This window comes from Aeromonas sp. s12, from assembly GCF_040907925.1.
In the GTDB taxonomy this organism is placed as follows: domain Bacteria; phylum Pseudomonadota; class Gammaproteobacteria; order Enterobacterales; family Aeromonadaceae; genus Aeromonas; species Aeromonas veronii.
This window is the reverse complement of sequence record NZ_JBFOCT010000013.1, coordinates 1-17,783: the sequence shown is the minus strand read 5'-3', so window position 1 is coordinate 17,783 and position 17,783 is coordinate 1. Positions and strand designations below refer to the sequence as shown.

The 17,783-nt window shown below is 60.8% G+C and carries 13 protein-coding genes and 2 tRNA genes; 13 read left to right on the top strand and 2 right to left on the bottom strand.

Annotation, left to right across the window (positions count from 1 at the left end):
- Positions 1–260: 260 nt before the first annotated feature.
- The 10 genes from AB5Y67_RS05480 (at position 261) to AB5Y67_RS05435 (ending at position 12,730) form a co-directional block, all read left to right on the top strand.
- On the top strand, positions 261–1,946 hold the full coding sequence (locus AB5Y67_RS05480; RefSeq protein ID WP_005353816.1) for an ABC transporter substrate-binding protein: 1,686 nt from the start codon (positions 261–263) through the stop codon (positions 1,944–1,946).
- Between the two features lie 118 nt (positions 1,947–2,064).
- The gene (locus AB5Y67_RS05475) at positions 2,065–3,048 is read left to right on the top strand and encodes an ABC transporter permease (protein WP_005353818.1); all 984 of its coding nucleotides are present in this window, start codon (positions 2,065–2,067) and stop codon (positions 3,046–3,048) included.
- A 1-nt stretch (position 3,049) separates the two neighbouring features.
- Complete coding sequence (locus AB5Y67_RS05470; protein ID WP_047439984.1) at positions 3,050–3,970, top strand: ABC transporter permease; 921 nt, start codon at positions 3,050–3,052, stop codon at positions 3,968–3,970.
- Complete coding sequence (locus AB5Y67_RS05465) at positions 3,967–4,986, top strand: ABC transporter ATP-binding protein (protein WP_005334876.1); 1,020 nt, start codon at positions 3,967–3,969, stop codon at positions 4,984–4,986. The genes AB5Y67_RS05470 and AB5Y67_RS05465 overlap by 4 nt, the downstream gene beginning before the upstream one ends.
- Before the next feature lie 11 nt (positions 4,987–4,997).
- Positions 4,998–5,990 (top strand): ABC transporter ATP-binding protein, encoded by a 993-nt coding sequence (locus tag AB5Y67_RS05460; protein WP_005353824.1) that lies wholly within the window; start codon positions 4,998–5,000, stop codon positions 5,988–5,990.
- Between the two features lie 114 nt (positions 5,991–6,104).
- Positions 6,105–7,826 carry a glycoside hydrolase family 9 protein gene (locus AB5Y67_RS05455; RefSeq protein ID WP_199428288.1) on the top strand — a complete coding sequence of 574 codons (1,722 nt, stop codon included), beginning with the start codon at positions 6,105–6,107 and terminating at the stop codon, positions 7,824–7,826.
- Positions 7,819–8,691, top strand: coding sequence for a BadF/BadG/BcrA/BcrD ATPase family protein (locus AB5Y67_RS05450; RefSeq protein ID WP_236293410.1), 873 nt, complete (start codon positions 7,819–7,821; stop codon positions 8,689–8,691). The genes AB5Y67_RS05455 and AB5Y67_RS05450 overlap by 8 nt, the downstream gene beginning before the upstream one ends.
- Positions 8,676–10,541 carry a beta-N-acetylhexosaminidase gene (locus AB5Y67_RS05445; RefSeq protein WP_199428290.1) on the top strand — a complete coding sequence of 622 codons (1,866 nt, stop codon included), beginning with the start codon at positions 8,676–8,678 and terminating at the stop codon, positions 10,539–10,541. The genes AB5Y67_RS05450 and AB5Y67_RS05445 overlap by 16 nt, the downstream gene beginning before the upstream one ends.
- A 212-nt stretch (positions 10,542–10,753) precedes the next feature.
- Positions 10,754–12,307 carry a PAS domain-containing methyl-accepting chemotaxis protein gene (locus AB5Y67_RS05440; protein ID WP_199428291.1) on the top strand — a complete coding sequence of 518 codons (1,554 nt, stop codon included), beginning with the start codon at positions 10,754–10,756 and terminating at the stop codon, positions 12,305–12,307.
- Positions 12,308–12,373: 66 nt separating this feature from the next.
- Complete coding sequence (locus tag AB5Y67_RS05435; protein WP_139460466.1) at positions 12,374–12,730, top strand: MGMT family protein; 357 nt, start codon at positions 12,374–12,376, stop codon at positions 12,728–12,730.
- 16 nt (positions 12,731–12,746) lie between these two features.
- Here the strand turns inward: AB5Y67_RS05435 and AB5Y67_RS05430 are convergent, their stop codons facing one another.
- Positions 12,747–12,911, bottom strand: a complete 165-nt coding sequence (locus AB5Y67_RS05430; RefSeq protein WP_005334891.1) for a hypothetical protein — start codon at positions 12,909–12,911, stop codon at positions 12,747–12,749.
- 108 nt (positions 12,912–13,019) lie between these two features.
- Positions 13,020–15,641, bottom strand: coding sequence for a type I DNA topoisomerase (gene topA / locus AB5Y67_RS05425; RefSeq protein WP_005362158.1), 2,622 nt, complete (start codon positions 15,639–15,641; stop codon positions 13,020–13,022).
- A 355-nt stretch (positions 15,642–15,996) separates the two neighbouring features.
- Between topA and astB the strand changes: the two genes are divergently transcribed.
- From astB to AB5Y67_RS05410, 3 genes are all read left to right on the top strand, one after another.
- A complete protein-coding gene (astB, locus tag AB5Y67_RS05420) occupies positions 15,997–17,334 on the top strand; it encodes an N-succinylarginine dihydrolase (RefSeq protein WP_064340881.1) in 1,338 nt (445 codons plus the stop codon).
- A gap of 241 nt (positions 17,335–17,575) precedes the next feature.
- Positions 17,576–17,660 (top strand) — tRNA-Tyr (locus AB5Y67_RS05415).
- A gap of 38 nt (positions 17,661–17,698) precedes the next feature.
- Positions 17,699–17,783 (top strand) — tRNA-Tyr (locus AB5Y67_RS05410).

The following is a 17,783-nucleotide window of genomic DNA, read 5'->3' as shown; positions in this document are numbered from 1 at the left end:
AACGCAAACCAATGATTCTAAACAGATAAAAAAGCATTTTGACGAGATTGACGTAACACCGTCAATTTTTACGAAAACAACGAAATCAATAGTTGTTGTTTTCCTGTTAATTCTGGTTTGCTTAGGGCGTTGGAAAACAGAACGACAAAGGTTAGACACCTGACCAACACAGAGGGCCGATTTCATCAGCATGCGAAACCGGTGCTCACACAAAACAAGGCGAACCCTCGGGAATGCCAAAAAATAAGAAAGGAAAACATATGCTTGCCAAAGTATCCAAAATCTCTACCGCTGTAATGCTGGGAACCATGATGCTTGCCGGTGCCGCCGGTAACGCCATGGCCGCAGAAAACAAAACCGTGCTGACCATGGTCGCACAGCAGGAAACCGCCTGGGTCAAGAACTTCAACCCCTTCCTGCAAGCGGGCTTGCTGCACACCACCCGTCACTTCATCTATGAGCCGCTGGTGATCTTCAACGATATGCAAGGGGGCAAACCCGTCTATCGTCTGGCCACCAACTATGCGTTCAGCGATGACCTGAAATCCGTCACCTTCGATCTGCGTGACGGCGTGAAGTGGTCTGACGGCGAAGCCTTTGATGCCGATGACATCATCTTCTCCTTCAATCTGGTCAAGGCCAACAAGGCGCTGGATGAGCGCTCAATCTGGACCCAGATCAAGAGCGTCGAGAAGCTGGCCCCCAACAAGGTCAAATTCGACCTGACCGAGGTCAACACCAACGTGGTGAACGATCTGGTGCTGGTACCCATAGTGCCGGAGCATCAGTGGAAATCGGTGAAAGATCCGGTTGCCTTCACCAACGACAAGCCGGTTGGTACTGGCCCCTTCACCGAAGTGGACAACTTCTCCGCCCAGCTCTACACCCAGTGCCGCAACCCGCACTATTGGGATAACGCCAACCTCGCCATCGACTGTATCCGCATGCCGCAGATGGCCACCAACGACCAGGTGCTGGCGGCTGTCATGAAGGGTGACATCGACTGGTTCGGCTCCTTCGTACCGGATATCGAGCGCCTCTACGTTGGCAACGATCCGAAGAACAACAAATACTGGTTCCCGGCCTCCGGTACCGTGGCGTTCAACGTCAACTTCCAGACCAAGAACCCGGGCAATAACGAAGCCTTCAACGATATCAACTTCCGTCGCGCCTTCTCCATGGCGATGGACCGCCAGTCCATGGTGGATATCGCGGGCTACGGCTACCCCACCGTCAACGAGTACCCGTCAGGTCTGGGCAAAGCCTTTGACTCCTGGAACAACCCGGAAGTGGACAAGAAGTACGGTAAGTACAACAAGTTCGATCTGGAAGGTGCCAAGGCCCTGCTGAAAGAGGCAGGCTACAAGGATTGTGACGGCGACAAGTTCCTCGACACCCCGAGCTGCAAAAAGATCGAGTTCAAGGTACTGGTACCGAACGGCTGGACCGACTGGGTCAACACTGTTCAGATTGGTGTAGAAGGGCTGCAGGCGCTGGGCCTGAACGCCAAGACCGCCACCCCGGAAGCAACCGTCTGGACCGAGAACCTGATCACCGGTGACTTCGATGTCGCGCTGCAGGGTTACTTTGCCGGTGCCAACCCGCACAAGTACTTCGAGACCGCGTTCCACTCCCGCAACATGGGTGACCGTGGCAACCGCTTCGCCGCACCCCGTTACAAGGACCCCGAGCTCGACAAGCTGATCGATGACTTCACCCAGACCGCCGATGCGGCCAAGCAGAAGGAGATCATGTTCGCCATCCAGGATCGTGTTGGTGCCAACCAGACCATCATTCCGGTCTTCAACAACCCGACCTGGTATGAGTACAGCACCAAGCGCTTCAACGGCTGGTTCAGTGCTGATAACCCGGTAGCCAAACCTCAGCTCCACCCGGACACCCCTGAGCGTCTGCTGCACGTGTTGTCCCTCAAGCCAAACAGCTAAACAATCCCGGCCCCCTGCGGGGGGCCATCTTCCCCGTTAATCCCCTTCTTGCCCGGCACCGCCGGGGTTGGGGTAGCTATACCCGACGCGGGGCAGACTTGCAGTAAAAGGTACTATCATGGGATTCATACTGAGACGCTTTTCCTTCTATCTGGTTGCCTTTCTGGTAGCCGCCACCATCAACTTCCTGTTACCCCGTGCCATGCCAGGGGATCCTGTCTCCGTGATGTTTGCCCGCGCTGGCGCCATGATGGAACCCGCCGCCCTGGAAGCCCTCAAAGCCACCTTCGGCTTTGTCGACGGCCCCATCGGCACCCAGTTTCTCACCTATGTGAAGAGTGTCTTCACCTGGGATCTCGGCACCTCGGTGCGCTTCTACCCGCAGCAGGTCTCTGACGTGCTGGGCCGTGCCATCGGCTGGACCCTGTTTCTGGTCGGCACCTCCACCATCCTGAGCTTCTCCATCGGTTCCATCGTCGGCATCTTCGCCGCCTGGTATCGCGGCGGCCGGATGGACAGCATTCTCTCCCCGCTCACCCTGGTGATGCAGGCCATTCCGCCGGTGGTGGTCTCCCTGCTCGCCCTGTTCCTGTTCGGGGTCAGCCTCGAATGGCTGCCCATCGGCTACGCCTACAGCCCGGAGATCAAGGCTGACTGGGGCTGGGAGCACATCAAGAGCATCATGACCCACGCCATCATGCCGGTGCTGACCCTGGCCGTGGTGCAGGTGGGGGGCTTTCTCATCACCATGCGCAACAACATGATCAACCTGCTGGGCGAGGATTACATCACCATGGCCAAGGCCAAGGGGCTCTCCAGCAACCGGGTGATCTTCAACTACGGCGCCCGCAACGCCATTCTGCCCAGCGTCACCGCCCTATCGATGGCGCTCGGCTTCGTCATCGGTGGATCTCTCATCACCGAGGTTATCTTCAACTATCCCGGCCTGGGCCTGACCCTCTATCAGGGCATTCTGGCCCGCGACTACCCGCTCATTCAGGGGCAGCTGCTCATCATGACCATCACCATGCTCAGCTTCAACTTCTTGGCCGACGTGCTCTACGTCTTCCTGGATCCCCGTCTGCGTACAGGAGGCAAATAAGATGCGTATGCCGACCATTCTCAAAATCCTGCTGGGCAACAAGAAGGCTGCCTGTGGCCTCGCCATCGTGGTTGCCTTCGTACTGATGGCCCTCTTTGCCCCCATTCTGGCCAGCAACGAGCCGACCAAACGGGTGGCTCGCCCGCACCAGCCGCCCAGTGCCGAGTTCGTGATGGGTTCAACCCGCATGGGCCACGATATCTGGGCCCAGTTCACCAACGGCGCCCGTATCTCACTGATGGTGGGCTTCAGCGCTGGCCTGCTGGTCTGCACCCTGGCCGTCGCCATCGGCATCACCGCAGGTTACTTCGGCGGTCTGGTGGATGAATGCCTCACCTTCCTGATGAACGTGGTGCTGGTGATCCCCAACCTCCCCTTGCTACTGGTGCTGGCGAGCTTTATCGGGGAGGCGTCACCGGCGGTGATTGCCGTGATAATAGGGTTGACCTCGTGGGCCTATGGCGCGCGGGTCATCCGGGCCCAGACCCTGGCCCTGCGCGAGAAGGAGTTCGTCATCGCCGCCGAAGTGCTGGGCGAGCCGGCCTGGCGCATCATTCTGGTGGAGATCCTGCCCAACCTCATCTCCATCATCGGGGTGAGCTTCATTGGTTCCATCATCTACGCCATCGTCACCGAAGCTACCCTGGAGTTTCTGGGGCTTGGCGACCCGACCGTGGTGAGCTGGGGAATCATGCTCTACAACGCCCAGACCTCCAGCGCCATTCTGGTCGGCGCCTGGTGGGAGATCCTGGCCCCCTGCTTCGCCATCGCCACACTGGGTGCCGGTCTGGCTCTGCTCAACTTCGCCATCGACGAGATTGCCAACCCGCAGCTGCGCTCCCACAAAGGGCTGAGCCGCTGGAAGAAACTCGCGGCGCCGGTCACCACTCCGGTTGCCACAGCACAGGAGAAGACAGCATGAACAAGCATCCCCTGCTGTCAGTACGCAATCTTTGCGTTGACTACATCACCGAAAATGGCGACGTGCGCGCCGTCAACTCGGTGAGCTTCGACATCAGACAGGGCGAGATCTTCGGTCTCGCCGGTGAGTCGGGCTGCGGCAAATCCACCGTCGCCTTCTCGGTGGCCCGGCTGCACAAGCCGCCCGCCTACATCAGCGGTGGCGAGATCCTGTTCAAGGGGGAGAACATCCTCCATTACAACGACGAGCGGCTGCGCTCCTATCGCTGGCAACAGGTGTCGGTGGTGTTCCAGTCCGCCATGAACGCCCTGAACCCTGTACTGCGGATGGAGGAGCAGTTCTGCGACGTGCTGCTGGCACACAATCCCGGCATGACCCGTTACGAGGCGATCAAGCGCGCCCAGGAGCTGCTCACCATCGTCGATATCCACCCGAGCCGGCTCAAGGACTACCCGCACCAGTTCTCCGGCGGCATGCGCCAGCGGCTGGTGATTGCCATCGCCATGGCGCTCAACCCCGAGCTGCTCATCATGGATGAGCCGACCACGGCGCTCGATGTGGTGGTACAACGGGAGATCCTGCAGAAGGTCTATGCCCTGAAAGAGAAGTTCAACTTCTCCATTCTGTTCATCACCCACGACCTCTCCCTGATGGTGGAGTTCTGCGATCGCATCGGCATCATGTATGCCGGTGAACTGGTGGAGGTCGCCCCTTCCAAGGCGATCCTGACCGCACCGCTGCACCCCTATACCAGAGGGCTCGGCAACTCCTTCCCGCCCCTGCACGGGCCGAAGAAGGTGCTGGAAGGGATCCCGGGCACCCCGCTCAACCTGCTGGAGGTGCCGGTCGGCTGCCGCTTTCAGGCCCGCTGCGGCAAGGTGCACGATCGCTGCCGTCAGGAGTACACCAGATTGGCCGAGATCCGCCCCGGGCAACAGACCGCCTGCCACCTCTATGAGGAGCAGGGACTGCAACAAGATTCCGTGATCTATCTGGACAAGGCCGCTGGCTGTTAAGGATGTCTGTCATGCAAATCGCCAAAACCGATGCACCCATCATCGAAGTCCAGCACCTCTACAAGGACTTCCCCATCAACTCCAATGCCATCAAGAGTGGCAAGATGCGGGCACTCTCCGACATCACCTTCAACCTGCACCGGGGCCGCGCCCTGGCGGTGGTCGGTGAGTCGGGCTCCGGCAAGAGCACCATCGCCAAGATCATCGCCAAGATGTACAAGCTCAGTGCCGGGCGCATTCTCTATCGCGGCCACGATCTGGAGGAGTTCAACAAGGGCACCGCCCTGCTGGACTATCGCCAGAGCGTGCAGATGGTGTGGCAAGATCCGTTCGGTTCGCTCAACCCGACCCACACCATCTATCACCACATCGCCCGTCCCCTGCTGCTGCACAGCAAGGTGATCGACAAGAAAGAGCTGCCCGACATGGTCTACGCCCTGCTGGAAAAGGTCGGCCTGACCCCCGCCAAAGCAACGGCGGCCAAGTATCCGCACCAGCTCTCCGGCGGCCAGCGTCAGCGGGTCAACATCGCCCGCAATCTGGCGGTGGAGGCGGAAGTGGTGCTGGCGGACGAGCCGACTTCCATGCTCGACGTCTCCATTCGCATCGGCATCCTCAACCTGATGGAGCAGATGAAGAACGAGCTCGGCGTCTCCATGCTCTACATCACCCACGACATCGCCACCGCCCGCTATGTAGCGGAAGATCTGGCGGTGATGTATGTGGGGCACATGGTGGAGTGGGGCGAAGTGGACGAGATCCTGCACCACCCGCAGCACCCCTACACCCAGCTGCTCATCTCGGCGGTGCCCGACCCGGAGAAGAGCATCCACGCCGAGCTGGAGGGTGGCCGCAAGGGGGAGATCCCGCTCTGGACGCCGGAATCCTGCGGTTGCCCCTTTGCCGGGCGCTGCAATCAGGCGATGCCCCGCTGCAAGGAGGCGCTGCCCCCCATAACCAAGCTTGCCGACAACCACTTCGTGCGTTGCTACCTCTACGAGTGAGGGTGAGCCTTAGACCGGCCGGACAACCCTGTCCGGCCATGCCTCGATACGGGGCGGCCACAGCCCCGTGATGTGCCTCACCGCCCGGCGGTGAACCACAGGAGTAATACCTTGATGGAACTCTTGATCAATCAGGTGGGCTACGAGTGCGACGGACACAAGGTCGCCCTGTTGCAAACCTCCCCCGCCCCTGATCTCGGCGGCTATGTCAGGCTGCAACGCCTTGATGATGGCCAGATCCTGTTTGAAACTCCGCTGCAACCGGCTGGCAGCGTCCCCGGCTGGCAGGGGCGTGCTTACTGGCGCGCCGACTTCTCTGCATTCAAGGAGCCCGGCCACTATCGGCTGGAGGCGATCACTGCCCAAGGCATAGTCCGCTCCACCCGCTTTGCCATCGGCCAGGATCTGCTGGCCAGCCGCTGCCTCTCGGACGTTATTCACTACTTCAAGGGGCAGCGCGCCAGCGGCACCTTCGATCGGGCCGACCGCAGCGCCCGCCTGTTTGGCACCGACCAGCACAAAGATGTGCACGGCGGTTGGTTCGATGCCAGCGGCGACATGAGCAAGTACCTGAGCCACCTCTCCTACGCCAACTACCTCAACCCCCAGCAGACCCCCATGGTGGTGTGGGCCCTGCTCAAGTGCCGGGAACTGCTGGCCCCGCGCCGCGATATCGACGGGGTGAACCTCTGCAAGCGGCTCAATGACGAGGCGCTGCACGGCGCCGATTTCCTCTGCCGGATGCAGGATGAGTCGGGCTTCTTCTACATGACCCTGTTCGACAAGTGGAGCAAGGATCCCGCCCAGCGCGAGCTGTGCGCCTATGCCACCCAACAGGGGCTCAAGTCCGCCAACTGGCAGGCCGGCTTTCGTCAGGGCGGGGGCATGACCATTGCCGCCCTGGCCCGGGCCGCGCGCGAGAGCATCAGCGGCGATATCGATGCAAGCGGCTATGCCGAGGCGGCGCGGCGCGGCTACCTGCACCTGCGCGAGCACAACCACGCCTATCTGGACGATGGCTGCGAGAACATCATCGACGACTACTGCGCCCTGCTGGCGGCGGTCGAGCTGACCAAAACGCTGGGGCCCGAGTGGCTCGGCGAGGTGCGGGATCGGGCCGGCAAGCTGTGCGCCCGTCAGCACAGCCACCCGGATCTTGGCCACTACTGGTCCGCCAACGAGGATGGCTCGCGCCCCTACTACCACGCCGCCGAAGCGGGCTTGCCGGTGCTGGCGCTGCTTGAATATTTGGGGGTAGAGCCGGATCGGGAGCGCAAGGCCGCGGTGCAGAGCGTGATCGAGCAGGCACTGGCCGCCGAGCTGGCGCTCTGTGCCCGCGCGGGCAACCCCTTCTCCCTTGCTCGCCAGTATGTGAAAGGGGTTGGCGAAGCGCCACGTATCAGCTTCTTTATGCCCCACCACAACGAATCCGGTTACTGGTGGCAGGGGGAGAATGCCCGCCTGGCCTCGCTGGCGGCCATGGCCTTTGCTGGCGCCCGTCACTTCCCCCGCCAGAGCCAGCCGCTCATCACTTACGGTCAGCGCCAACTCGACTGGATCCTCGGGCAAAACCCCTTCAACGCCTGCATGCTGGCGGGCCACGGCATCAACAACCCCGCCTATACCGCAGGGTATCCCAATGCGCAGGGGGGGATCTGCAACGGCATCACCGCCGGATTCGATGACGAAAATGAGGTGGCCTTTATTCCAGAGGAGTACAAGGATCGGCTGGATCAGAACTGGCGCTGGGGCGAGCAGTGGATCCCCCACGCCGCCTGGTTTGCCCTGGCCATCACCTGGCTGAATGTGCAGGAAAATGGAGGTCGCCATGATTGAGTTCTGGGTCGGCGTCGATGGCGGGGGCACCCACACCCGCGCCCGCATTCGGGATCGGGCGGGCAAGCTGCTCGGAGAGGGGCGCGCGGCCGGCTCCAATCTGGAGCTGGGCATCCCCCATGCCCACGCCAATGTGCTGGCCGCCATCGCCAGCGCCCGCCTTGCCGCCGGGATCGCTATCGAGAGTGAACAGCAGATGGGGGTCGGGCTGGCGCTCGCCTCCGCCGAGCTGGCCGACTGCTATCACGCCCTGCTCGAGATGCCCTTCCCCTTCGCCAGCGTCAGGCTCACCTCCGATGCCTTCGGTGCCTGCCTCGGCGCCTTTGGCGGCCGTGAGGGGGCCATTCTGATCGCCGGTACCGGCTCGGTGGGGCTGGTCTATCAGGAGGGGCAGATCCGCACCTGCTCCGGCCGCGGCTTCCCCATTTCAGACATAGGTAGCGGCGCCTGGCTGGGGCTGCGCGCCATCCAGCAATCCCTGCTCTGCCACGACGGCATTCTTCCCCCCAGCACCCTCGCCATCCGCCTGATGGACCGCTTCAAGCGGGATCAGGCCGAAGTGGTACGTTGGGCCACCCGCGCCATTCCGGCGGACTATGGCCACTTTGCCCCCTGGGTGTTCGATGCAGCCAGCGATGGCGACGAGCTCGCCAATCAGCTATTGGACGAAACCTGCGAACAACTGCGGATCCTGTTGGAGGGGATGACCCAGCTCGGTGCCAGACAGATCGCCCTGCTTGGGGGGATTGGCACCCGCCTCGCTCCCCGTCTCGGCCAGCTCAACCTGATCCCCCCCCAGGCAGATGCGCTCGATGGTGCCATCCTGTTTGCCCAATCAGAGGATTTTCCATGTCTACACCCCTGATCCACACCCAGGTCGCCCGACGTGACGGCGAGGATGTCTGGTTCACCTTCACCCTCTCACGCATGCCGGATACCAAGTGGAAGCTGCACTTCTGTCTGGCTCGCCATATCGACCCCGACTCCTTGCAAGGGGGCGAGCTGGAGCGCCAGAGCGGCAGCTACAAGGTGATTGTCCCGAACGCTGGCAGCTGCGAGCTGCGCTTTTGCTGCCGCCAGACCCCCATCAAGAAGCTCTCCGACATGCCGCAAGGCTTTTTCCTCAGCTTGCCGGAGGCGACTACGGGTGCCCAGCTGCTGCCGGTGACGCTGGCAGCTCAGGATCTCGGACTGGAAAACCCGCCGGTAACCCGCCCAGATCTGCCGGATGTCGAGCCCCTGCCCGGCATAGTGCCACAACCGGCTCATCTGGTAATGCTGGAGGGGAACTTCCGGCTGGCCGAGCGGGCTCATGTCAGCGCTCCCCGCGATGTGCCGAGGCTGCTGGCGTACTTCAACGAGCTGACGTCGCTGGCGCTGGAGCAGGATCACGACGCTGAAATCCGGCTGACCGAGGCCAAACTGGCCCCCGAAGCCTACCAACTCACCATCACGCCGCAGGAGGTGGTAATTGCCGCCGCCGACGAAACGGGTTGGCGCCACGGGCTGGTGACTTTGGCCCAGTGGTATCTGCAACATGGCGAGAGCCTGCCCTGCGTCACGCTGGAGGATGCCCCGCGCTTTGGCTTTCGCGGCATTTTTCTCGATTGCGCCCGCCACTTCCACACACCGGCCACCATCAAGCGCCTGCTCAAGCTGATGAGCCTCTACAAGTTCAACCGCTTCCACTGGCACCTGACCGATGACGAGGGGTGGCGACTCGAGATCAAGGCCTTCCCGGCATTGACCGACGTGGGTGCCTGGCGCGGCCATAATCTGGCGATCGACCCCCAGCTCAGCGGCGGTGCCGAACCCTATGGCGGCTACTACACCCAGAGCGAGGTGAAGGAGCTGGTGAGCTATGCCAGTGAGCTCGGCATCACCGTCATTCCCGAGATCGACATTCCGGGCCACTGCCACGCCGCCATCAAGGCGCTGCCCGAGTTGCTGATCGAAACGGCGGATCACTCCCGCTACCGCTCGGTTCAGCATTTCGATGACAACGTGCTCAACCCCGCCCTGCCCGGCACCTACCGCTTTCTGGAGGCGGTGCTGGACGAGGTATGCGAGCTCTTCCCCGGCCCGCAGATCCACATGGGGGGTGACGAGGTGCCGACCGGGGTCTGGACCGACAGTCCCGCTTGCCAGCAGCTGATGACCGAACAGGGCTACGCCGACTGCCGTGAACTGCAGGGCCATCTGCTGCGCCATTGCCAGCGCTATCTGGCCGCCAGAGGCAAACAAATGATCGGCTGGGAGGAGATCCTGCACGGCGACAAGGTGAGCCGCAAAGCGGCCATCTGTGCCTGGACCAGCTTTCAGGCGGGGCTGGATGCTGCCGCCGCGGGTTATCCTGTGGTGATGGCGCCCGCCCAGTTCCTCTATCTGGATCTCGCCTGGAGCGCCGATATTCATGAACCCGGCCTCTACTGGGCGGGGACCCTCAATCTGGAGCAGGTTTATGCTTGCGATCCTGCCCCAGCCGATTTCCATGCCAACGATAACATCCTCGGGGTGCTGAGCCCCTTGTGGTCAGAATTGATCACCAGCCGTGATCGTCTCGACTACATGTTGTTCCCGCGTATGCTGGCCACGGCCGAGGTGGCCTGGAGCGATCCCGCCCACAAGGGCTGGGATCACTTCGCCGCCCGCCTGCCGGGTCAGCTGCAGATCCTCGATCAGTTGCAGGTGCGCTACCGGATGCCACAGAGGTAATGTTGTCTCTACTTTGGCGGCCAATTGGCCGCCTTTTTTACGATTAGCCAACAAAACATCAACTTCCCCCTACCATTCATCCGCCATTATTGGCAAAATCCAGCCCCTAATGAAGCTGGTCTGCATCCTGCTGGCGCGAGCCTGCGGCCACCTCCAGATCTGCCACAATAACAACGACAACATTATCAACAAGAACATCGGAGCGTATTCCTATGGCCCGCAGAGATGTCCATACCCTGGATAGCGAAGTGGAGTTTCCTGCCGACGTACAACTGGTCTCCACCACTGACCTGCGCGGGGTGATCACCTACGCCAACCCGGCCTTCTGCGACATCGCAGGCTACCCGGTCGATGAACTGGTGGGACACAACCACAATCTGGTACGCCACCCCGACATGCCCAAGGCCGCCTTCGCCGATCTCTGGGCCCGCCTCAAGGAGGGCAAACCCTGGCGCGGTATGGTAAAAAACCGCTGCAAGGATGGCCGTTACTACTGGGTAGATGCCTACGTCACCCCCATCTACGAAGGCAACAGGATCAGCGGCTACCAGTCGGTACGCTGCAAGCCCGAGCCCCAATTCAAGCGCATCGCCGCTCAGACCTACCAAGCTCTGCTCAAGGCCGAGCGCGGCAACAGCAGCAATCTCCCCTCTCTTGCCAAAGTACGCACCCCGGCCATTACCCTGCTGCTGCTCGGCCTGATGGGCTGGACCTTCGCCAGTCAAGGGGCCATGACCGTCCTGCTGATGCTGCTGCCCCTGTTGCTTATTGGCGGAGCCTACTGGCGCGAGCTCTTTGCCCTGCCCCACTATCTGCAGCAACTGGGCCGTGAATATGACAGTCTGACCCGGCTGGTCTACTCCGGTGACAACCCCGGCGCCATTGCCGATTTTCATATCAAGATGCTGCAGGCCCGCATCCGAACCGTTTTGGGGCGGATCAACGATGCCACGGCACCTCTGCAAACCCTGGCCATCAATCTGAAGCAGGCCTCTCATCAGGCCTGTCTCGATATCAACGAGCAAGATGCCCAGACCCAGCAGATGGCTACGGCTATGACTCAGATGGCTAGCACGGCCCACGAGATCGCCCGCAACATTCAGGACTCCAACGGTCAGGTCAACGAAGCTCGCAATCGTTGTGAACAAACCAACCAGCAGTTGAACCAGACCGAACAACAGATCGAACAGCTCGCCAAACAGGCAGAGCTGGCGTTCAACTCGGCAGTAGAGCTCGCCAGCGAATCCGAACGGATTGGCAGTGTGATGGGCGAGATCCAGGGCATCGCCGAGCAGACTAACCTGCTGGCCCTCAACGCTGCCATCGAAGCGGCTCGCGCCGGGGAGCAGGGCCGTGGTTTTGCAGTGGTGGCCGACGAGGTGCGAACTCTATCGACCCGCACCCACAAGGCGACCGAGCAGATCCAGGGCAGCATCAAGCAGATCCAGCACACGCTGGGACGCTGGAAGGGGATGATGCAGGAGAACCTGCAACAGACCCGCGCATGTGCCGAGATGACCCGCCAGGGCGCCAGCAGTCTCCATACCGTGCTGGCAGAGATAGAGCTGGTCACCGAACACTCCACCCAGATCGCCACCGCTGCTGAGCAGCAACAAGCGGTCGTGGAGGAGATCAGCCGCAGCATCCACCAGATATCCGCATACTCCCACGCCAACAGTCAGAAGATGCTGGATGTCGATCACTCCAGTCAGGCTCTGCTGGAACGGGCCAAGCAACTGAAGGGGCTTAGCCAGACCTTCGGCTGAATCATTGCCAGCCCCATGACAGAAGCGCCACAATGGCGCTTCTGTTGTTTTTGACGAATCGGGTTTATGAGCATTGAACCAAGACCATCCCCATTGAACAAAACGGCCCGTATCGAAGCGATCATCGCCCTGATCCCGGCAGGCCGGGTGGTCAGTTACGGTCAGGTGGCCGATCTGGCCGGGTTGCCCGGACGGGCAAGACTGGTGGGCAAGGTGCTGCGGGAAACCGACAAGGTACTGCCCTGGCATCGGGTGCTGGGCGCAGCGGGCACCATCTCGTTACCGAAAGGGTCGCCAGGCTTTGCCGAACAGACGGGACGCCTGCAGCAGGAGGGGGTCGTGGTGATCGGGGGGAGGGTCAGAATGAAGGAGTGGCAATGGCAGCCCGATCTGGCCGAGCTGCTTTTTCTACTGCCGTTTTGAGGGGGTCACAGCCGGATCACTCCAGCGGCGCCAGGATCTCGTCGCTGCGCACCTGCACCGGTATGGTCTCATCCGCACGCTGCAGCAGCACCAGCAGGCTCTGCCGGTCCACCTCCAGCACATAGGCCGCCCCTTCCCGGGTCATGCAGCTCATACCCGGCCGGATCTCGTTAATCTCCATCTCAACCTCCTTGTCTACTTCGCGATTGACGACAGCTGCACTCCTTGCAGCTGTCTCAGTATACCGCTATCCATAAGCAAAGAGGCCCCTTGTCGGGGCCTCTTTTCATCACGCTTTTTTAGCCTTTGGCAAACTCTCTTGCCAGGTACCGTTGTCGTAGTGAGCGGTCCAACCGGTCGCCTTGCCGTTGACCTCGCTCATCACGTACTGCTCCTTGGTCTTGCGACTGAAGCGCACAATAGCGGGGTTGCCGTCCGGATCGGTGAGCGGGGCACCGGCCAGATACTTGTGCTTGGCGGAGATGCGATCCTTGAAGCGCTTGAGCTCTTCCACCAGCGGCGCGCGGGTCTCGCGGGATTTGGGGAAGTTGCTGGCCGCCAGGAACAGACCGGCAGCCCCGTCACGCAGCACAAAGTGGGCATCGGACTGGGTGCACTTGAGCTCCGGCAGCGGCACCGGATCCTCCTTCGGCGGCGCGATGTCGCCGTTTTTCAGGATCTTGCGGGTGTTCTTGCAGGTCTCGTTGGTGCAGCCCATGTACTTGCCGAAACGGCCGTTCTTGAGCTGCATCTCGGCTCCGCAACGGTCGCACTCGATGCTCGGCCCTTCGTAGCCCTTGAGCTTGAACTGGCCCTTCTCGATTTCGTAGCCATCGCAATCCGGGTTGCGACCACAGACGTGCAGCTTGCGGCTGTCATCGATGATGTAGGCATCCATCGCAGTGCCACAGACACCGCAGCGGTGCTTGGCGCGCAGCGCTTCGGTTTCTGCCTCTTCGCCGTCAGTGGCGGAGACAAATTCGTCGGCAGAGACCAGGTTGATGGTCTTCTTGCAGCGCTCTTTCGGCGGCAGGGCATAGCCGGAGCAGCCGAGGAACACGCCGGTGGTGGCGGTACGAATACCCATCTTGCGGCCGCAATCCGGGCAGTCGATATCGGTCATCACCATCTGGTTGGCACGCATGCCGCCCTCTTCGGGCGCCTTGTCGGCCTTCTCCAGCTCCTGGGTAAACTCGGCGTAGAAGGCGTCCAGCACCTTCTTCCACTCAAGGCTCCCTTCGGCGATGCCATCGAGCTTGTCTTCCATCTTGGCGGTGAACTCGTAGTTCATCAGCTCAACGAAGTTCTCCACCAAACGATCGGTGACGATCTCGCCCATCTTCTCGGCGAAGAAACGGCGGCTTTCGACCCGCACATAACCGCGATCAACGATGGTGGAGATGATGGAGGCGTAGGTTGACGGACGGCCGATGCCGCGTTTTTCCAGCTCGCGCACCAGCGCCGCTTCGGTGAAACGGGCCGGCGGCTTGGTGAAGTGCTGGCGCGGATCCAGCTTGACCAGTTTCAGCACCTCGCCAACGGTCACCGCCGGCAGCTGGCTATCTTCGCCCTTGCGACCCATCGGCGGTAGTGCCTTGGTCCAACCGGCGAAGCGCAGGGTACGGCCACGGGCCTTGAGCTCGAACTCACCCGCCTTGACGGTCAGGGTGGAGGAGTCGTATTGAGCCGGGGTCATCTGGCAAGCAACGAACTGACGCCAGATGAGATCGTACAGACGCATGGCATCCGGCTCCATCCCTTCCAGCATCTCGGCAGTCACCTGTACGTTGGAGGGACGGATCGCTTCGTGCGCTTCCTGGGCATTGGCCTTGGCGCCATACAAATTCGGCTCGGCTGGCAGATAGGCCGCGCCATACTGCTCGCCGATATATTCACGCACCGCCTCAACCGCCTCTTTGCTGAGGTTGGTGGAGTCGGTACGCATATAGGTGATGTAACCCGCTTCATAGAGACGCTGGGCCATCATCATGGTCTTCTTGACCCCGAAGCTCAGACGGGTAGAGGCCGCCTGCTGCAGGGTGGAGGTGATAAACGGCGCGGACGGTTTGGAACCGGTCGGCTTGTCTTCCCGGTTAACAACCTTGTAGTCGACCCCTTCCAGGGCTGCGACAGCGGCAAAGGTCTCGGCCTGGGTCACCGGCTTGAAGTCGGCCCCGTTGCGGCTGACCACTTCCATCCGCAGATCGCTCTTGTCGGCGGTCAGCAGGTCGGCATTGAGATCCCAGAACTCGACCGGAACGAACGCCTTGATTTCGCGCTCTTTATCGACGATGAGACGCACCGCGACAGACTGCACCCGACCGGCGGAGAGACCGCGGGCCAGCTTTTTCCACAGCAGCGGGGAGACCATGTAACCCACCACGCGGTCGAGGAAACGACGGGCCTGCTGGGCATTGACGCGGTCAATATTGAGTTCGGACGGCTGGGCAAACGCCTCCTTGATGGCGCTCTTGGTGATCTCGTTGAACACCACGCGCTTGTAGCGGCTGTCGTCGCCACCGATGATCTCGCGCAGGTGCCAGGCGATCGCTTCTCCTTCTCTATCCAAGTCGGTTGCGAGATAGATGGTGTCGGCTTTCTCGGCCAGACTTTGCAACTCGCTGACCACCTTCTCCTTGCCGGGCAAAATCTGGTAGTTGGCCTGCCAGCCAGCGGTCGGATTGATACCCATCCGGGCAAACAGGGCCTTGCGATCCTTGGCAGCCTTCTCGGATTCGCTCAACTTGATGCCGCGAATGACAGGTTTCTTGGGCTCGGTGCTGGCGCTGCCGCTGGTGGGCAGATCGCGAACATGACCCACGCTGGATTTCACCACGTAGTCCTTGCCCAGATATTTGTTGATCGTCTTGGCCTTGGCCGGAGACTCCACTATGACCAGTGATTTGCCCATGCTGTAACTATTATCCTCATTGCACCCGACGGGGTTGGTGTGCGGTTTTGTGGGGCTGTATAAGAGATTTGGCGCTAAAAAGCAATCTTGTGAGCAAATTTGCCTGACCAGCCCGAACCACACGGCTTCTTTTATTGCTTCTTTATTTATTAATGCGAAGGCAACAGGCTGGACGCAACCGCTTTTTCAATTTTCTGCCATACCGCCCCTCTTTTTATATCTGAAACGACATAAAAACGTCTGCTGGTTACCGGCTTGTTACAAAAACATAAAATCTCTTTATAATGGCCCAACCCCGACGCATTGCGCGCGGAAGGAACCGCTACCCATCATAAAAATCGAAAGGATGTACTCAATGAAGCACTTCGAGGTCAATTTCGACGGTCTGGTCGGCCCGACTCATAACTATGCTGGCCTCTCCTACGGCAACGTTGCCTCCCAGAGCAATGCCCAGGAGGCTTCCAATCCGAAAGAGGCCGCCAAACAGGGGCTGCGCAAGATGAAGGCGCTGACCGAGCTTGGCATGACCCAGGGGGTACTGGCGCCACAAGAGCGTCCCGATCTCGCCACCCTGCGCCGCCTCGGCTTCACCGGCAACGATGCCCGGGTGCTGGAGCAGGCCGCCAAGCAGGCTCCTGCCGTACTGGCTGCATGCTATTCGGCCTCCAGCATGTGGACCGCCAACGCCGCCACCGTCTCTCCCAGTGCCGATACCCAGGATGGCCGCATTCACTTCACCCCCGCCAACCTGACCAACAAGTTTCACCGCTCCCTGGAGCCCGACGTCACTGGTCGCATCCTGCGCGCCGTGTTCAACAATGATCGCCACTTCAGCCACCACCTCCATCTGCCGGAGAATGAGCACTTCGGCGACGAGGGGGCGGCCAACCATACCCGCCTCTGTCGCGCCTATGGTGAGGCGGGGGTCGAGCTGTTTGTCTATGGCCGCAGCGCCTTTGACTACTCCCGCCCGGCGCCGAAGCGCTACCCGGCCCGCCAGACTCTGGAAGCAAGCCAGGCCATCGCCCGCCTGCATGGCCTTGGCGAGGAGAGCGTGGTGTTTATTCAGCAAAACCCGGAGGTGATCGATCAGGGGGTATTCCATAACGACGTGATCGCGGTGGGCAACCAGAACGTGCTCTTCTTCCACCAGCAAGCGTTCCTCAACACCGAAGCGGTACTGACCGAGATCAGCGGCAAGTTTGGCGAGGGGAATTTGCACTTTATCGAAGTGCCAACCGCCGAGGTATCCGTGCTGGATGCGGTGAAATCCTACCTGTTCAACACCCAGATCCTCACCCTGCCGAGTGGCGAGATGGCCATTATCGCCCCCACCGAGTGCCGCGATAATCCGGCGGTGTCGGCCTATCTTGGCAAGCTGCTGACGCAGGAGACTCCGATCAAGGCGGTCCACTATATGGATGTGAAACAGAGCATGCGCAATGGCGGCGGCCCGGCCTGCCTGCGACTGCGGGTTGCCATGAACGATCAGGAACTCGCTGCGGTCAATCCGGCCTGCCTTATCAACGACAGCCAGTTTGCCCGCCTCGATGGCTGGGTCGATCGTCACTACCGCGACCGCCTGACCCTCGATGACCTGCGAGATCCGGCACTGGTGCAGGAGTCCCGCAGCGCACTGGACGAGCTGACCCAGATCCTGAAACTGGGTTCGGTCTACCCGTTCCAGCGCTAGATGTGATGCCCGGCAAGACCGCCGACACTGGCGGTCTTCTGCTATCTGCCTTCTCTTCAGCGCGATCGCCAACTTGCACGGATGCGGTTTTGTGCAGAAAAGCAGCGCACAACTTGCTGATAAGCTTGAATTTTGAGCTGTATGTATCAAAAAATCGACGAACAGTCATTTTTTACTGCCAGATGCCTCATCAAGGGGTTCACAAAGCCTCTGGATCTGATAGTATGCGCCTCGCACTTGGGGAGGGGTTCCCGAGCGGCCAAAGGGATCAGACTGTAAATCTGACGGCTCTGCCTTCGAAGGTTCGAATCCTTCTCCCTCCACCATTCAAGTGCAAAGTAGTGACAATCAGGAAATACCCCGTGGAGGGGTTCCCGAGCGGCCAAAGGGATCAGACTGTAAATCTGACGGCTCTGCCTTCGAAGGTTCGAATCCTTCTCCCTCCACCA